This window comes from Cupriavidus sp. GW822-FHT03E04, from assembly GCF_058801495.1.
The window spans coordinates 1-16,514 of record NZ_JBXANI010000007.1 but is presented as its reverse complement, the minus strand read 5'-3'; the positions used below and the strand labels follow the sequence as shown (position 1 = coordinate 16,514).

The window sequence follows — 16,514 nt, the reverse complement described above, 5'->3', positions numbered from 1 at the left end:
ATGAAGTTGCTATGGAAGCGTTCCGAGAACAGCCGGCTGGCCATCCTGACCATCGTGGTGCTGTTGCTGATCTGGGAGGGCGCGGTGCGGGCCTTTGGCGTACGCGAGTTCCTGCTGCCGCCGCCCAGCAAGATCTTTACCGAGTTCCTGGCGCAGCCGGGTTTCCTGCTGATGCAGAGCCTGGACACGCTGCAGACCACGCTGGCGGGCTTTGTCCTCGCCGTGGTGCTGGGCGTGGGCTCGGCCATCGGCATCGTGTATTCCCGTTTCCTGGATCGCACGCTTTACTCCCTGATGGTGGCGCTCAACGCCGTGCCCAAGGTGGCGCTGGCGCCGCTGTTCGTGATCTGGCTGGGTACCGGTTCCGCGCCCAAGATCGCCATTGCCATGCTGATCGCGATCTTCCCGATCTTGATCGACACGGTGCTCGGCCTCAAATCCATCGACCCGGAAATGCTCAACATGGCGCGCGCCAACCAGGCGTCGCGCAGCAAGGTGCTGTGGAAGATCCGCTTTCCCAACGCCCTGCCCAGCATCTTCGCGGGGATGAAGGTGGGCGTGTCGTTCGCGCTGGTGGGCACCATCGTCGGCGAGTTCGTGGCGGGCGAGACCGGGCTTGGCCACGTCATCCTGGTGGCGCAAGGCAGCTTCGACACGCCGACCGTGTTCGTGGCGCTGGCGCTGCTGTGCGCGCTGGGCGTGATCCTCTTCAAGGCGCTGGAGTGGGCCGAGGAGCGGATGCTGCCGTGGCACGCGTCGCAGCGCGGCAGGCCGGGACAAAGCCATGTGCCCGCGCCGGGTACGGAGCGGTTGACGCAACTGGTGCAAGCCAAACGCTGAGGGGGCGGGCGGCGCGGATGGTCCGTTCACAAGCTGCGCCGCCGCCTCAAACTCGGCTACAATCGCGCCATGTTTCGCGCAGACCGCCCCTCCTTCTTGCGGGGAGCCTTGCTGCTGTTGCTGTTTGCAATGCAGTTCCTCACCCCGCTTCTGCACGGCCATCTCGGAACCCCGAAACTCCATGGCCTGCATGTGCACACGGCGCTCCAAGGTGCGGTTAATTCTTATTCTCCTTCCGCTTCATCCCCTTTGCCCGCGGGTTCCGCCGCGCTGATCGCGGTCGAGCCGCTTGAGGTCGATGTGCAGACCGCCATCGGCCCCATTGCCTTTTCCCTCCACGTGCAGGCCGCGGATGTGCTGATCGGCCTGGTCTTCGCGTTCCTGCTGTTTGCCGCGCGGCCGCTGCCGGTGTTCCGGCGCCTGCCGTGGCGCCAGCGCACGCCGCCCCGATGGCGTGGCAGCGACAGCAGGCCACCCCCTGCGCACGCCCCTCCCCTCGCTTGCTGATTCCCCTGCCGGCCACGCCGGCGGTGCACGCTCGCGCGCCTGATCGAGGCTGATCATGGCGTGCCGGGCGCTTCCATCCTGCTTTGGAGTCAGGCATGTTTTCCCGTCGAGTTGCTTTCGTTGGCGCGCTGATCGCGTCGACGCTGTTCCCCATCGGCATGGCCCGCGCGCAGGTACTGACGCTGTCCGATGCCCAGGCCCGCGCGCTCGGCGTGCGGTTTGATCCGGTCGCCGGTGCCGCGCAGCTGGAGACCGGCGCCAGCGCTCGCGTGGTGCTCAAGCCCGATGCGCAGTACGTGGTTGCCGCGCCTTACGCCGGCATGGTCTCGCGCGTGCTGGTGTCGATCGGCCAGGCGGTGCGCGCCGGCCAGCCGCTGGCCACCTTTGCCAGCCCGCAACTGTTCGAGGCTGGGCGTGCGCTGTCGGAAGCGCGCTCGCAGGCCAACCTGGCCCGCCTGGCGCTGGCGCGGGACCGTGGCTTGCACGACGACGGCATCATCCCGGGCAGCCGCTGGCAAGCTACGCAGGCACGCGCGGCGGAAGGCGCGGCGATGGTGCGCGCCCGCGAGGCCGAGATGGCTGCCGCGGGCATCGTGTTCGCCGGCGGCTCGGGTGAGCCGCAACTGGTGGCCGGCCGTACCGGGCTCATTGCCGAGGTCAACGCCGTGCCTGGCACGCGCGTGGAAGGCGCCGCGCCGTTGTTCCGCATCGTGGACCCCACCGCGCTGGAGCTTGATCTGCTGGTCGGCCGCGATGCGCCGGCTCCCACCGTCGGCGAACGTGTGGAGGTGCGCCAGCGCGGCGCCACCGGCACGGTGGCCGGCGTGGTGCCGGCAAGCGACGGCACCGCCGCCGTGCGCGTGCGCGCGGTGCTGGACAAGCGCGGTAGCCTGCAGGCTGGCGAGAGCGTGAATGTGATCGTGCACTTGCGTAGCACGCCCGACGCCACTGGCGCGGGCCGCGTGCGGGTGCCGGCCATGGCGCTGACGTATTGGCGCGGCACGCCGGGCGTGTTCGTGGCGACCAAGACCGGCGTGCGCTACCAGACCGTGGTGGTCGAAGCCGTGGACGATGCCGCCGCGACCGTGCGCGGCCCGCTGCCCGCCGGCACGCGCGTGGCGGTGGCCGGCGTGGGCGCGCTCAAGGGCATGCTCGCGGGAGGCCAGTGATGCTTGCCGGCCTGATTGAATTCTCCCTGCGCCAAAGGGCGCTGGTGCTGATTGCCGCCTGCGTGCTGGCTGTGGCCGGAGCGTGGGCTTACTTGAAGTTGCCCATCGATGCCTTTCCGGACATCTCGCCCACCCAGGTCAAGGTCATCCTGAAGATCCCCGGCATGACGCCGGAGGAAGTCGAGCAGCGCGTCTCCACGCCGATCGAGCAGGAACTGCTGGGCATCCCGCACAAGACCATCGTCCGCTCGGTGTCCAAGTACGGCATCAGCGACGTGACGGTCGATTTCGAGGAGGGCGTGGACAGTTACTGGGCCCGCCAGCAGGTGTCCGAGCGGCTTGCCGGCCTGCTGCGCGACCTGCCGCCCAACGCCATCGGCGGGCTGGCGCCGATCACCACGCCGCTGGGCGAGATGTTCATGTTCACGGTGGAGGGCGATGCCTTCTCGCTGGCCGAACGGCGCCGCGTGCTGGACTGGGTACTGCGCCCGGCCTTGCGCACGGTGCCCGGCGTGGCGGATGTCAACGCGCTGGGCGGCGAGGTGCGCAGCTACGAGGTCATCCCCGACCCGGCGCGGCTGCGCGCCCGCGCCGTTACGGTGGAGCAACTGCGCCAGGCGCTCGACGCCAACAACCGCAACGACGGCGCGGGCCGGGTGGAGCAGGGCGACGAGAACTGGGTGGTGCGCGTGGAAGGCGGCGTGCGCGGCGTGGAAGACTTGCGCCAGGTGGCCGTTGCCGCGCCGGGCGGGCGCAACGGCATGCCGCTGGTGACGGTGGGCGACGTGGCCACCGTCAGGCTAGGCGTGGCCACGCGCAACGGCGCGGTCAGCAAGGACGGGCGTGGCGAAGCGGTGCAGGGGCTGGTGCTGGCCCTGCGCGGCGCCGATGCCCGCCAGCTGGTCGCCGACGTGCAGGCCAGGCTGGATGCACTGGCGCCGCAACTGCCCAAGGGCATGTCCACGCACGTGTTCTACAACCGGGGTGAACTGGTCACGCGTGCCGCCAATACCGTGGTGCGGGCACTGATCGAGGCCAGCCTGCTGGTGGTGGTGACGCTGTACCTGTTTCTCGGCGGCCTGCGCGCGGCGCTGGTGGTGGCGGCAACCCTGCCGCTGTCGATGCTGGCGACCTTCCTGCTGATGCGCTACGTGGGGCTGACCGCCAACCTGATGAGCCTGGGCGGCCTGGCGATTGCCCTGGGCATGCTGGTGGACGCGGCGGTGGTGGTGGTGGAGAACATCGAATCCGCCTTGGCGAAGGCGCACGAACGCAAGTCCGACCCATCGCTGCGCGGCGCGGTGATCCGCCATGCCGTCGCCAGCGTGGCGGTGCCGATGCTGGCCGGGGTGTCGATCATCGCGATCGTGTTCCTGCCGCTGCTGTCGCTGCAAGGCTTGGAGGGCAAGCTGTTTGGCCCGGTGGCGCTGACCATCGTGCTGGCGCTGGCGTCGTCGGTGGCGATCGCGTTCACCGTGGTGCCGGCGCTGGCGTCGCTGCTGCTGCGCGCGCATGCGGACGAGACCCCGTACCTGATGCGCAAGGTGGCACGCGGCTTTGCCCGGCTGCAGGACTGGAGCGGGCGGCATCCGCGCGCGGTCTTTGCCTCGGCGGGCGTGGCGCTGGCCGTGGCGGTGGCGCTCTACCTGTCGGTGGGCAAGACCTTCATGCCCACCATGGACGAGGGCGACATGATCGTGCAGCTGCAGAAGGCGCCGTCGGTCTCGCTGGCCACCTCGGTGGGCCTGGACCTGCGGGTGCAGCAGGCGCTGCTGGCCGAGGTGCCGGAGATCCGCTCGATCGTGGCGCGCTCCGGCTCGGACGATCTCGGCCTCGATCCGATGGGGCTGAACGAGACCGACACCTTCCTCGTGCTGCAGCCAAAGGACCAGTGGCGCGGCAGCAAGGAAGACATCGCCATCGCCATTCGCCGCGTCATGGAGCGTTTCCCGGGCGTGGTGTATGGCTTCACGCAGCCTATCGAGATGCGCGTCTCGGAGATGCTGACCGGCACGCGCGGCGACGTGGCCATCAAGGTGTTCGGCGCTGATCTGGGCGCCATCGACACGGCGGCGCAGGCCATCGCCGCGCGCGTGCGCAAGATCCCCGGCGCGGCCGAAGTGATCGCGCCCAGCAACGAGGGCGTGCAGTACCTCACGCTTGCGCTGGACCGCGCCGCCGTCGGCCGCGCGGGGCTCTCCGGCGATGCGCTGCAAGCGTTGCTGCGCGCGCAGGTGGAGGGCGAGCGGATCGGCATCGTGCCAGAGGGCACCGTGCGCACGCCGCTGATCCTGCGTGGCAGCGATAGCCTGCGGCAGACCCCGGAGACCTTCACCAGCCTGCAGGTGACAGCGCCGGACGGCACGTCCTGGCCGCTCACCTCCCTGGCACAGGTGCGGCGCGTGGAAGGGCCGGTGCGCATCAACCACGAAGACGGTGGGCGCTTTGCGGTGATCCAGGTCAGCGTGGAAGGACGCGACCTGACCGGCTTCGTGCAGGAGGCACAAACGGCCGTGGCGGGCCTGTCAGGACTGCCCAAGGGATTGCGCGTGGCCTGGGGCGGCCAGTTCGAAAACCAGCAGCGCGCCGCCGCGCGCCTTGCGCTGGTGGTGCCGCTGGCGCTGGGTGCCATCTTCCTGCTGCTGATGTTGACCTTCCGCTCGATCCGCCAGGCGGCGCTCGTCATCGCCAACATTCCGTTCGCGCTGGTGGGCGGCATCGCCGCGCTGCGGGTGGCGGGCGAGTACCTGTCGGTGCCGGCCTCGGTGGGCTTTATCGCGCTGCTGGGCATTGCCGTGCTGAACGGCGTGGTGCTGGTTTCGCATTTCAATACCTTGCTGGACGAAGGGCGGCCAATGGCCGAGGCGGTGCGCACCGGCGTGCGCGACCGCTTGCGGCCGGTCCTGATGACCGCCTGCATCACGGCGCTGGGGATGATCCCTCTGCTGCTCGCCACCGGGCCCGGCTCTGAGATCCAGCGCCCGCTGGCCATCGTTGTCTCGGGTGGCCTGGTCAGCTCCACCGCACTGACCTTGCTGTTGTTGCCGCTGTTGTTCGAGCGCTTTGGCGTGGCGCGGTCGCGCGAGGACAAGCCAGGCCGCATGGCACAAGGAGAAGTGCAATGAGAGGCGCAATGAGCAAGATGGCAGCCGCGGCTGCCATGATCGCGGCCACGGGGATGCCGGGCGCCGTGTGGGCGCAAGCAGCCATGCCGGCGCAGGCCGGCGTGCTGCCCCTTGAGTCCGCCGTGCGCGACGCCGTTGGCCAGTCGCCGGACGTGCAGATGGCCGAGGCTCGCCGCGATGCGGTGCTGGCCCGGGCGGACGGCATCCGTGCCGGCACCGCCGAGGCCGTGGTGCGGGCCATCGGGCAGCGCCGCCAGGTGCGCGAGCCGTCCGACCGGTTTGCCGAAGGGCAACTGGCACTGGAGCGCCCGCTGCGGCTTTGGGGCAAGGCCGACGCCGATGGCGAACTGGCCGATGCCACGGCGCAGTCAGGCCAGCTCGCCGTGATGGATGCACGCCATGAAGTCTCGCGGCAAATCCTGTCGCTGTGGTTCGGGGCGCTGCGCGCGCAACAGGCGCGGCTGGCGGCGCAGGGCAACGACAGCCTGGCGGGCGAGCTGGCGGCCGTGACCGCACGCCGGGTGCAGGCCGGCGATGCGGCGCCCATGGACCATGAGCTTCTGCTGGCCGAGCGCGCCCGCACCGCTGCCGCGCTGGCCAGCGCGCGCGCGGCGGAAGCGGCGGCGGCGGCCGAACTGCGGGCGCGCTTCCCGGGCCTGGGCGTGCCCGGCGGCCTGCCGGCGGATGTGCGCCTGCAGGCGTTGCCGGACGACCCCGCCGATGCACTGCGCAGCCGCTATGTGGAGGACAGCCACGAGTTTCGCCTCGCCCAGTCCCAGGAGACGCAAGCCCAGCGGCAGGCCCGGCGCACCGACCTGGAGCGCAAACCGGACCCGACCGTGGGCGTGTTCTTCACGGTGGAGCGCGGCGGCGCGGAGCGGATTGCGGGCGTGAGCATCAGCATGCCGCTTGGCTCCGCGCACCGGCGTTCGGCGGCGGTGGCGGCAGCGGCCGACGCGCAGGCTGCCGCACGCAGCCGGGTGGCGGTGGAGCGCAGGATCGGCGCCGAGTTCGAGGTGCTGTACCGCGGCCTGGAAGGCAAGCGCGCCGCAGCCGTGGCGCAGGCCGAAGCGCTCGCGCTACAGCGCAGTGCCGCGGCACGCACCGGCCGGGCCTACAAGGCGGGGGAAACCGGCCTGAGCGAACTGCTGATGGTCCGGCGTGCCTTGGCCGATACCACGTTGGCCGAACGCGTGGCTCTGGTCGATGCGCTGGAGGCCGACAGCCGGTTGCGGCTGGACCTGCACCGGATGTGGGATTTCGATGATTGAGCCAGTGCCCGGGTGCGGTGCGCCCGGGCGTCCGGCTACCGGCTACCGGCTCGCGCGGCCGCCCCGCTTTGCCGGATGACTGGCATCGGCTGCTTTGCCAGCCACCTGCGCGCTCGCCAGCAGGCCGCGCAGGAACAGCATCAGCATCCGGCCGGTCGGGTCGGCGCTCGTCGTGCCCCGTTGCAGCGCGAGGCCATGGGCGAGCGCCATGAAACCCGCGGCCAGCTCTTCCGGCTGGGCTGGCGGCACGCGGCCCAGATGGCGGAACAGGCGCTCGATCAGGCCGCCGAGTTCGCCGCGATGCGTCTCGCAGACCGCACGGTAAACGCTGGCAAACGACGGGCTGCGATTGGCGTGCATCTGCAGCTCGATCGATAGCATGGCCCAGTCGGCATCCGCATGGAGCGCCGCGGCCCAGGCATCCAGGCCCGCGAGCACCTCTGCGCCGGTGTGCTCCGCCGTGTCGAACACCGCTGCCAGCTGCTTTGCCTCGGCCTCCATATGGCCGCGCAGCAGATCTAGCAGCAGCGCCTCCTTGTCCGGGAAGTTCGAATAGAACGCCCCCTGCGAGTACCCAGCTTCCTCCGCGATATCCCGGATCGACGTGCCGCCGAAGCCGCGCTGCATAAACAAACTGCGCGCGGCCTCAAGCAGGCGCTCGCGGGTTTGCGCCTGGCTTTGCTCGCGGCTCAGGCGCTTGCGCGGGACGGGTTGCTTTGTTGGCGTGGCATTGGGCATGGCATTGGGCGTGGCGAGAGGGATTGCCGTATCGATTGCATTTGGGATTTCAGCTGCTATGATAACGGATATCAATTGATATCTGAATTTCATATGACCTTCGAGATAAGGGCCTGTCCATGAACTTGCAAACCGCTTTCGTGACCGGTGCCACCGGTCTGCTCGGCAACAATCTTGTCCGCGAACTGCAGGGCCGCGGTGTCGCGGTCAAGGCGCTGGTGCGCTCGGCGCAGAAGGCCAGGCAGCAATTCGGCGATCTCGCGGGTGTGGAGTTCGTGGTTGGCGACATGGCCGATGTCAAGGCGTTCGCCCCGGCCATGCACGGCTGCGATGTGGTGTTCCATACCGCCGCGTTCTTCCGCGACAACTACAAGGGTGGCAGTCACTGGGAAACGCTCAGGCGCATCAATGTCGACGGCACGGCCGCCCTGATCGCGCAAGCCTACGCGGCAGGCGTGCGCCGCTTCGTGCAGACCTCGTCCATCGCCGTGCTCAACGGCGCGCCGGGTTCGGTGATCGATGAAACGCACGTGCGCGAACCTGCCGACGCCGATGACTACTATCGCAGCAAGATCCTGGGCGACCGCGCCGTCCTCGCTTTCCTCGAGAATGCCCCCGAGATGCATGCCACGTTCGTGCTGCCCGGCTGGATGTGGGGGCCGGGCGATATCGGGCCGACGTCAGCCGGACAAGTCGCGCTCGATACGGCGATGCGCCGATTGCCGGGCCTGGTTCCAGGGAGCTTTTCCGTGGTCGACGCCCGCGATGTCGCACAGGCGCATATCGCCGCGGCGCTGCGCGGGCGGCGCGGCGAGCGCTATCTCGCGGCGGGCCGTCATATGACCATGCGCGAGCTGATCCCGCTGATCGGACGCACCGCGGGGGTGGCAACGCCCAAGCGCGCGCTGCCTGTGCCGTTGTTGTTTGCGCTGGCCTGCGTGCAGGAAATCTACGCCCGGATCACCGGCAAGCCGATCCTGCTCAGCCTGGCAACCGTGCGGCTGATGGTGAAGGAAGCGGACCGGACCCGCTTTAGCCATGCCAAAAGCGAGGGCGAGCTAGGCTTGGGCTTCCGGCCCGTGGATCACACGGTTCGAGATGTCATTGCCTGGTATCGGGCGCACGGATGGCTGCCGGCCTCGGCATGAGGGCCGGGGGCGCAAGCTGAACGCCATGGCGGCGGGGCCGGGTGGCGGAGCAGGCCAAGGTCATGCCGATTTTGCATAGGCTACCCCCGCGCCTTGTGGAAGAATGCATGCATTCTTCCAGTGCGCACCCGTACTGCAACCCAGGCCCCGCCAGCCTCACCCTACCCACCATGAACGAAGAAATCGTCTATCTCAACGGCGAGCTCACGCCCTTGTCCGAAGCCCGCGTCCCCGTGCTGGATCGCGGCTTTATCTTTGGCGATGGCGTGTATGAAGTGGTCCCCATCTATGCCGGCAAGCCGTTCCGCCTGCCGCAGCACCTGGCGCGGCTGGCGCGCAGCCTGGACACCATCGGCATCCCCAACCCGCACACCGATGCGCAGTGGATGGCGCTGATCGACCGCGTGGTGCAGGCCAACGGCCTCGCCGACCAGATGGTGTACATCCAGGTCACGCGCGGCGTGGCGCGGCGCACCCATGCCTTCCCCAAGACGGTGACGCCGACGGTGCTCATCATGACCAACCCGATGTTGCTGCCCTCGGCGGCCATGCGCGAGAAGGGCGTGGCCTGCGTGACAGCGCAGGACAAGCGCTGGCTGCACTGCCAGGTGAAATCCACCTCGCTGCTGGGCAATGTGCTGGCGGCGCAGCACGCGGTGGAGAACGACGCCACCGAGACCATCCAGTTCCGCGATGGGATGCTGACCGAGGCCTCCGCGTCCAACGTCTGGGTGGTCAGCAAGGGCCGGGTCTCGGCGCCGCCGAAGGACAACCTGATCCTGGAAGGGATCCGCTACGGCTGGATGGAGGAGCTGTGCGCGGCGCTGGATATCTCGCTGGAAGCGCGCCGCATTTCGCAGGACGAGGTGATGGGCGCGGATGAGGTGTTGCTGACCTCGGCCAGCAAGGAGATCCTGCCGGTGGTCACCATCGATGGCAAGACTATCGGCGATGGCGCGCCCGGCCCGGTGTTCAAGAAGCTGTACGCCGCATACCAGGACGCCAAGGCGGCCACGGCGGCGGCGTGATCAACGCCTAAGCAGCGCTGCTGCCCGTGCCGAAGGCGCCGATCAGCAGCAGGCCGACCACGATGTCCGCATGGTTCAGCAGGTTGTACGCCTCCCAGGTGTAGTAACCGATGCCGTACTGGCTGGCGATCATCTCGGTGTAGAAACGGGCCCTTGCCGCAGGGAACGGATGATTCCGACTATGCAACTGAGAATTTCGCCACGCATGCCATGGCGGCCGCCCGTTTATGCATAGTTGAAATTCGTCGTTCAGCGGGCGGCGCGGCTGCGCTATGGTGAAGAACTTGCAAGCGGCCGCCGTGAACAATGGCGAGGGCGGCCTTCAATCCAAAGGAGGTTCTCCCCCATGGCTAGACCGCTGAACGTGGTTGCCGTCAACGGCAGCGCGCAGCAGCCTTCGCGCACGCTGGCGCTGGTGCAGGCGTTGCTTGATGAACTGGCGGGCAGGCTGCTGTTGCAGACCCGGATCGTCAACCTCGGCGATATCGCCCGCCCGCTAGGCGCGGCGCTGTCGCGCGCTGAACTGCCCGCGGAGATTGAAAGCGAGATCGCCGCGATCGAGTCCGCCGATCTGCTGGTGGTGGCCGCGCCGGTCTATCGGGGCTCTTATCCCGGCCATTTCAAGCATCTCTTCGACCTGGTCGGGCAGGATGCGCTGATCGACAAGCCGGTGCTGCTGGCGGCCACCGGCGGCAGCGACCGGCACGCGCTGGTGCTGGAGCATCAGCTACGGCCGCTGTTCGGCTTCCTGCAGGCGCTGACGCTGCCGATCGGCGTGTATGGCAGCCCGGGGGACTTCCAGAACTACCAGGTCAGCAGCGCGGCGCTGGCCGAGCGCATCCGGCTCGCGGCGGACCGCGCGGCGCCGCTGTTCGGCGCGAGCCGGCTACCGCTGCAGCGTGCGGCGTGACGACAAGCGGCCCTAGGCTATAGCTATAGCTCGTTCCACAGGATTCCCTTCCGGCAGCGCGATCCCGCTGGGCTGACATGATCCGCGCTAGACAGAAATGCGCCCGCGTTGCATGCTCTGCGAACGCGGACATTCAACCTGTCGAGAGGAATCGCATATGGAAAAGCCAGCACGCAATCAGATCCCCGCCACCCTGATCCCGGGCGACGGCATCGGCCCGGAGGTGGTGCAAGCCACCGTCAAGGTGCTGGACGCGCTGGGCGCGCCGTTTTCCTGGGATGTGCAGCAGGCTGGCATGGCGGGCATCGACCAGGGCGGTGATCCGCTGCCGCAGGCCACCCTCGAGAGCATCCGCCGCACAGGCCTGGCGCTCAAGGGCCCGCTGACCACGCCGGTGGGCGGGGGCTTTCGCTCTGTCAATGTGCGGCTGCGCGAAGCCTTCAACCTCTTTGCCAACGTACGGCCCGCGCGCACGCTGGTGCCGGGCCGCTTCGAGGATATCGACCTGGTGCTGGTGCGCGAGAACGTGGGCGGCTTCTATGTCGCGCACGATTACTACATCGCCGTGGGCGATGACCCGCACGCGGTGGCTGTGTCCACTGGCACCAATACGCGCGACGCCTGCCGGCGTATCGCCCGTTTTGCGTTCGAGTATGCGGTCAAGAACCAGCGCAAGAAGATCACCGTGGTGCACAAGGCCAATATCCTGAAGGCACTGACCGGCATCTTCCTGGAGGCCGCGCGCGAGGTGGCGCAGGGCTATGTGGGCCGCGTGGAGATGGATGATCGCATCGTCGATGCCTGCGCCATGCAGCTCGTGCTCAATCCCTGGCAGTTCGACATGTTGCTCTGTACCAACCTGTTCGGCGACATCCTGTCCGACCAGATCGCTGGCCTTGTGGGCGGGCTGGGCATGGCGCCGGGCGCCAATATCGGCGAGACGGCAGCCATCTTCGAAGCCGTGCACGGCTCCGCGCCGGACATCGCCGGCAAGGGCATCGCCAACCCGATCTCGCTGATGCTGGCCGCCGGCCTGATGCTCGAGCATGTGGGCCGCCAGGACCTGGCGGTGCGGCTGCGCCAAGCGATCGACCTGGCGCTCAACCAGGATCAGGTGAAAACCGGCGACCTCAAGGGCTCGGCCTCGACCTTGCAGTTCGCCGAGGCGGTGATCAAGCGGCTGGGGTAACCGCGCGGCGGGCTTCCCGGCCTGTGCCGGGCGGCGTACTGCTACCCCTGCCATCCCCCACAGCGGCAGGGCGGAGCAACCCCGATAGCCTGAACGCGCCCACTTGCGTACCATGTCTGCGCCGCAACCGTCACTCCCGACACGGCCGGCGTTAACCGAGGGCTTGGCATGCAGACATCGGAACCCTACGTCCACTTTCGTCTCGATTCGAATGACGATCACAAGATCGAGGTCCACCGCTGGCAGGGCGGCGCCGCGCCGCGTGCCGTGGTCCAGATCGCGCATGGCATGGGCGAGCATGCGCGGCGTTACCGGCCCTTGGCCGACGCGCTGGTGCGCGCGGGCTATGTGGTCTACGCCAGCGAGCATCGCGGACACGGCGCCGATGCAGCCGCGCAGGACAAGCTTGGCGACTTCGGCCCGCGTGGCTTCGCCGCGCTGGCGGACGATATGGCCGTGCTCAGCCGGCACGCGCGCTCGCAGCATCCCGGGGTGCCGCTGATCCTGTTTGGCCACAGCATGGGCTCGTTCGCAGCGCAGTGCTACCTGGTTGAGCACAGCGCGCTGCTCGACGGCGTATCGCTGTCGGGCACCACTGCGGTGGACCTGATGCTGGCAGCAGCGCAGGCGGGATTCAAGCTGGAAGACATGAATGCCGGGGTGCCGGATAGCCGCACGCCATTCGACTGGCTCAGCCGTGACCCCGCCCAGGTGGATGCGTATATCGCCGATCCGTTGTGCGGGTTCACCGTGACGCCGGCTTCGCGCGCCTCGATGTTCACCGAGTGCGCGCGCCTGGCAGCGCCGGATACGCTGCGCTGCATCCGTCCGGCGTTGCCGATGTACCTGTTCACCGGCGATTCCGATCCGGTCAACAATCATCTGGCATGGTTCGAGCCGCTGGTTAGCCGCTACCGCGCGGCAGGGCAGGCCGATGTGTCGTCCCACGTGTTCGGCGGGGCGCGGCATGAGACGTTGAACGAGACCAACCGCGAGGAAGTGGTCGCGGTGTTCGTCGCGTGGATCGAGCGGGTGGTGTCAAGCCGCTGAAATGCCGATTCGCGGATTCGCCGATGGCGCTAGGCTAGCAGCCGCGCCTCGGTCAGCGCCTGCAACTCGCCGAGGGTCATGCCCTCGGCCATGGCCTCCACCAGCAAGCCGTCGGGCGTCACGCGCATCACCGCCAGGTCGGTATAGATGCGGCTGACCACACCGCTTGCCGTCAACGGCAGTGTGCAGCGGTGCAACAGGCGCGGGCGAGCGTCGCGCGTGGTGTGTTCCATCAGCACCCAGACCTCGCGCGCGCCGAAGGCCAGTTCCATGGCGCCTCCCACAGCGGGCGGCGTATTCGGGTCGCCGCGGCTCCAGTTGGCCAGGTCGCCGTTCTCCGCCACTTCGTAGGCGCCAAGGATGGCGAGGTCCAGGTGGCCGCCGCGCATCATCGCGAAGCTCAGCGCGGAATCGAAGATGGCCGCGCCAGGCTGCAATGTCACCGGCTGCTTGCTGGCATTGATCAGGTCCGGGTTCTCCTGGCCCAGTGGCGGGCGTGGCCCGAGATGCAGGATGCCGTTTTCGCTATGCAGGAAGACCTCGCGCTCCCGCGGGATCATGTCGCCGACCAGCGTCGGCAGGCCGATGCCCAGGTTGACGTAGGCACCCGGCCGGATGTCCTGCGCCGCGCGCCGGGCGATCTGTTCCCTGTTCCATCGCTTCATGGCTGGCTCCCGGCTTGCTGTTTGTTGGCGTTAGCGGTGACGACGCGGTGGACAAAGATGCCGGGCGTCACGATATGTTCGGGGTTCATCGCGCCGGCCTCGACCATCGCCTCCACCTCCGCCACCACCACGCGCGCGGCCGTGGCCATGATGGGGTTGAAGTTGCGGCCCGCCAGGTGATAGTCCAGGTTGCCAAGGCGATCCGCATGACGTCCGCGAATCAGCGCAAAGTCCGCATGCAGCGGCAGCTCCAGCACGTGCAGCGCACCGTTGATCTCCCGCGTGTCCTTGCCTTGGGCAAGGATCGTCCCGGCAGTGACGGGGCAGTAGAACCCGCCCAGCCCGGCTCCGGCGCAACGAATGCGCTCTACCAGCGTGCCCTGCGCCACCAGTTCCAGCTCGACCTCGCCGCGCCGGTAAGCGTCGCGGAACGCCGTGGCGCCCGCTGTCAGCGGGTAGGAGCAGACCAGCTTGCGCATGCGCCCGGCTTCGATCAGGCTCGCCACGCCTTCGCCGTCGTAGCCGGCGTTGTTGGAGATCACCGTGAGATCCCGCGCGCCATGCGCCAGCACCGCCGCGATCAGGCCGTCGGGCAGGCCCGCGCTGCCGAAGCCGCCCACCATCACGGTGGCGCCGTCGCGCAGGTCAGCGATGGCCTCTGCGCAGCTTGCTACCCGTTTGTTGACCAATCCCATGCCCGACTTGCTCCCGATGCGTGCCGCGGCGTCGTCGCCGCCAAGTCGTGCATCATGCGGCGCAGGCTTCGATAGGTTCAAGTGCGCAAAGCTTAATTGTTGATAAGCTGTGCTTATATTGAAAGCGGGCCATCGCGATGAACCTCGAACTCCGACACTACCGATACTTTGCCGCGCTGGCCGAGGAGCTGCACTTTGGCCGCGCGGCTGAGCGCCTGGGCATATCGCAGCCGGCGCTGAGCCAGCAGTTCCGGTGGATCGAGCAAGAGGTGGGCGCGCCGCTGCTCTCGCGCAGCAAGCGCCGGATTGCGCTGACCGATGTGGGTGCGGTCTTTTACGAGGAAGCGATGGGTGTGCTGCGCCAGGTCCAGCATGCCGGGCTGGTCACGGCCAGCGCCAGCCGGGGTGATGTCGGCGGCGCTGCCATCGGGTATGTGGCGTCAGCCGCGTTGTCAGGATTATTGCCAAGGCTCGTCTATCGTTTTCGCCAGGATCATCCGGCCGTGCGGCTTGCCATGCGGGAGATGGACATGCCGGCCCAGCTCGAAGCGGTGGCACGCGGCGAACTCGATATCGGTTTTATCCGGCCACCGTTGCGGTCCTTGCCGGAAGGGCTGGCCTTGTTCGACATCGCGTCCGAAGCCGTTGTGGCGGCCTTGCACGCCACCCATACGCTGGCTGGCCGCGCTCGCGTCGACGTAGCCATGCTGCGCGACGAGATCTTTATCTGCACGCATACCGAGCACGGTACCGGCTTCTACGCCATCACGCTCGCCATCTGTGGCAATGCTGGCTTCCAGCCGCGCGTGGAGGCTTTGTCGACCCAGATGGCCACCATCATCAGCATGGTGGCGGCCGGGTTTGGCGTGGCGCTGATCCCCGCCTCGATGCGCGCGTTCGCCCCGCCCGACGTGGTCTTCAAGCCGCTGGCCCGCAACGACGTGGCGTCGCAACTGGCCGTGGTCCATCGCAAGAACGAGCGCTCGCCCACGGTGCTTAGGCTGATCGAGCGCTGCCGTGAAGCGAAGGGGGCAGAGCGGCCGCCAGAGTCAATCGTGCGGTAAGCCTTATAGCCTTATAGCCTTATGCCTGTCCGTATCTGCCGCGCCACCGCCGCCGCTTATTTCTTGAAGCGCGTTGCTTCCGCTTGCGTGACAGAGCCCGCATCGGCGCCGTTGAGGTCTACTCGCGCAGCGCCTTCCGTAAGACATGCCTTGTAACGGGTCCCACGGCACCAGGTCTTGATGGCTTCGCGCAACTCCGCCTCTTGCAAGCCCAGCTCGCTAGCGTAGCCAAGCAGATCGTCAAAGATGCCGACTTTCAACGCTCTCTTCGGCGCGGGGTTCTTAGGGAAGGCGAGGGGGAAGCGCTTTTGAAGCCGCCCGATGTTCCGTACAACAGGATCCACCGGTTTCGACTGGGCCGCTTGCGCGGATGGGCGGGCGCGTGTGGGCTTGGCCGCCGGCTTGGGTTTGGCCTGTTGCGCCAGCTGCGCTTTCAGCGCAGCAAGTTGTTCGAATCCCATAGTGTTCTGTTGTGAAGAGGTGAGGAGTGAACGCGAATTTTAGCGGAAGCCGGTCAGCCCCGAGGTTTGATGCTAAATTGTGCGTCGTGAGGCGCTTTTTACGTGTCGACGAAATTTTCCAGAAAAGACTTGCCAGCACCGTGCCGACAGCTTAGTATTCGCCCCCTTCCGCAGTACAACACTCAGCCGCAAGGCAGACGGGCGAAGGTTGCGGGGGATGGCAGGAAAGGTGAGAAGAGCGCGTAGCGAATCCAGCCTGAGCAAGAAAAGATTAAAAAAGTATTGATGAAACGCAGATAATTCTTTATAGTCTCGTTTCTCTGCTGCAGCAAACGCAGCGACGCGGTGAGCAAAGCGAACCGCGGCCAGTTCTTTAACAAACAAACAACAACCGATAAGTGTGGGCGCTTGATAGCGGATGCGGAAGACTTCGGTCTTTTAGCTTACAAGTTATAAAGTGCTCGCACAGTAAAACATGTTGGTTATGTCCGGGGTGCAAATCGCGGATGTAGCCAGTCAGTTTTCTGAGAGTGAGCGACCGCTCGAAAGAGCGAGATCCATAGGGAAACCGAAGGATCACACAGGTATTAAACTGAAGAGTTTGATCCTGGCTCAGATTGAACGCTGGCGGCATGCCTTACACATGCAAGTCGA

At 67.4% G+C, this 16,514-nt stretch carries 15 protein-coding genes, 1 rRNA gene and 1 pseudogene; 12 read left to right on the top strand and 5 right to left on the bottom strand.

The genetic code is table 11. The features are described 5' to 3' along the window. The 5 genes from AC1RQC_RS10990 (at position 1) to AC1RQC_RS10970 (ending at position 6,912) form a co-directional block, all read left to right on the top strand. A complete protein-coding gene (locus AC1RQC_RS10990; RefSeq protein WP_174426757.1) occupies positions 1–840 on the top strand; it encodes an ABC transporter permease in 840 nt (279 codons plus the stop codon). Between the two features lie 108 nt (positions 841–948). After that, a complete protein-coding gene (locus AC1RQC_RS10985) occupies positions 949–1,347 on the top strand; it encodes a hypothetical protein (protein ID WP_492374419.1) in 399 nt (132 codons plus the stop codon). 95 nt (positions 1,348–1,442) lie between these two features. Next, positions 1,443–2,516 carry an efflux RND transporter periplasmic adaptor subunit gene (locus AC1RQC_RS10980; protein WP_492883314.1) on the top strand — a complete coding sequence of 358 codons (1,074 nt, stop codon included), beginning with the start codon at positions 1,443–1,445 and terminating at the stop codon, positions 2,514–2,516. Then, the gene (locus tag AC1RQC_RS10975) at positions 2,516–5,641 is read left to right on the top strand and encodes an efflux RND transporter permease subunit (protein ID WP_492883312.1); all 3,126 of its coding nucleotides are present in this window, start codon (positions 2,516–2,518) and stop codon (positions 5,639–5,641) included. Before AC1RQC_RS10980 ends, AC1RQC_RS10975 begins: the two co-directional genes overlap by 1 nt. An 8-nt stretch (positions 5,642–5,649) precedes the next feature. After that, the gene (locus AC1RQC_RS10970) at positions 5,650–6,912 is read left to right on the top strand and encodes a TolC family protein (RefSeq protein WP_492883310.1); all 1,263 of its coding nucleotides are present in this window, start codon (positions 5,650–5,652) and stop codon (positions 6,910–6,912) included. Positions 6,913–6,954: 42 nt separating this feature from the next. On the opposite strand, the gene AC1RQC_RS10965 is transcribed toward AC1RQC_RS10970, so the two are convergent. Continuing rightward, positions 6,955–7,650, bottom strand: a complete 696-nt coding sequence (locus AC1RQC_RS10965) for a TetR/AcrR family transcriptional regulator (protein WP_492883308.1) — start codon at positions 7,648–7,650, stop codon at positions 6,955–6,957. A 119-nt stretch (positions 7,651–7,769) separates the two neighbouring features. On the opposite strand from AC1RQC_RS10965, the gene AC1RQC_RS10960 reads away from it, so the two are divergent. Both AC1RQC_RS10960 and AC1RQC_RS10955 read left to right on the top strand, forming a co-directional pair. Next, positions 7,770–8,798 (top strand): SDR family oxidoreductase, encoded by a 1,029-nt coding sequence (locus tag AC1RQC_RS10960; RefSeq protein WP_492826193.1) that lies wholly within the window; start codon positions 7,770–7,772, stop codon positions 8,796–8,798. Between the two features lie 170 nt (positions 8,799–8,968). After that, positions 8,969–9,826: a D-amino acid aminotransferase gene (locus AC1RQC_RS10955; protein WP_492883508.1), complete on the top strand. Its 858-nt coding sequence runs from the start codon at positions 8,969–8,971 to the stop codon at positions 9,824–9,826. Between the two features lie 7 nt (positions 9,827–9,833). Here AC1RQC_RS10955 and AC1RQC_RS10950 read toward each other — a convergent pair. Beyond that, a pseudogene (locus AC1RQC_RS10950) lies at positions 9,834–9,962 on the bottom strand (ABC transporter permease); the annotation flags it as partial. A gap of 210 nt (positions 9,963–10,172) precedes the next feature. On the opposite strand from AC1RQC_RS10950, the gene msuE reads away from it, so the two are divergent. The 3 genes from msuE to AC1RQC_RS10935 all read left to right on the top strand — a co-directional run bounded on the left by msuE (position 10,173) and on the right by AC1RQC_RS10935 (position 12,975). Next, on the top strand, positions 10,173–10,736 hold the full coding sequence (gene msuE, locus AC1RQC_RS10945) for an FMN reductase (protein WP_492374425.1): 564 nt from the start codon (positions 10,173–10,175) through the stop codon (positions 10,734–10,736). Positions 10,737–10,893: 157 nt separating this feature from the next. Beyond that, positions 10,894–11,925, top strand: coding sequence for an isocitrate/isopropylmalate dehydrogenase family protein (locus tag AC1RQC_RS10940; protein ID WP_492883306.1), 1,032 nt, complete (start codon positions 10,894–10,896; stop codon positions 11,923–11,925). A gap of 168 nt (positions 11,926–12,093) precedes the next feature. Continuing rightward, positions 12,094–12,975, top strand: coding sequence for an alpha/beta fold hydrolase (locus AC1RQC_RS10935; RefSeq protein WP_492883304.1), 882 nt, complete (start codon positions 12,094–12,096; stop codon positions 12,973–12,975). Positions 12,976–13,004: 29 nt separating this feature from the next. On the opposite strand, the gene AC1RQC_RS10930 is transcribed toward AC1RQC_RS10935, so the two are convergent. Both AC1RQC_RS10930 and AC1RQC_RS10925 read right to left on the bottom strand, forming a co-directional pair. After that, the gene (locus AC1RQC_RS10930; protein WP_174426746.1) at positions 13,005–13,640 is read right to left on the bottom strand and encodes a 3-oxoacid CoA-transferase subunit B; all 636 of its coding nucleotides are present in this window, start codon (positions 13,638–13,640) and stop codon (positions 13,005–13,007) included. Next, on the bottom strand, positions 13,637–14,329 hold the full coding sequence (locus AC1RQC_RS10925) for a 3-oxoacid CoA-transferase subunit A (RefSeq protein ID WP_492883506.1): 693 nt from the start codon (positions 14,327–14,329) through the stop codon (positions 13,637–13,639). Before AC1RQC_RS10925 ends, AC1RQC_RS10930 begins: the two co-directional genes overlap by 4 nt. 143 nt (positions 14,330–14,472) lie before the next feature. Between AC1RQC_RS10925 and AC1RQC_RS10920 the strand changes: the two genes are divergently transcribed. Next, entirely contained in the window at positions 14,473–15,399 is a 927-nt protein-coding gene (locus AC1RQC_RS10920) for a LysR family transcriptional regulator (protein WP_492826196.1), read from the top strand. 56 nt (positions 15,400–15,455) lie between these two features. Here the strand turns inward: AC1RQC_RS10920 and AC1RQC_RS10915 are convergent, their stop codons facing one another. Beyond that, complete coding sequence (locus AC1RQC_RS10915) at positions 15,456–15,860, bottom strand: ProQ/FinO family protein (protein WP_174426743.1); 405 nt, start codon at positions 15,858–15,860, stop codon at positions 15,456–15,458. Between the two features lie 589 nt (positions 15,861–16,449). On the opposite strand from AC1RQC_RS10915, the gene AC1RQC_RS10910 reads away from it, so the two are divergent. Beyond that, positions 16,450–16,514: ribosomal RNA gene (locus AC1RQC_RS10910) — 16S ribosomal RNA — on the top strand; the annotation flags it as partial.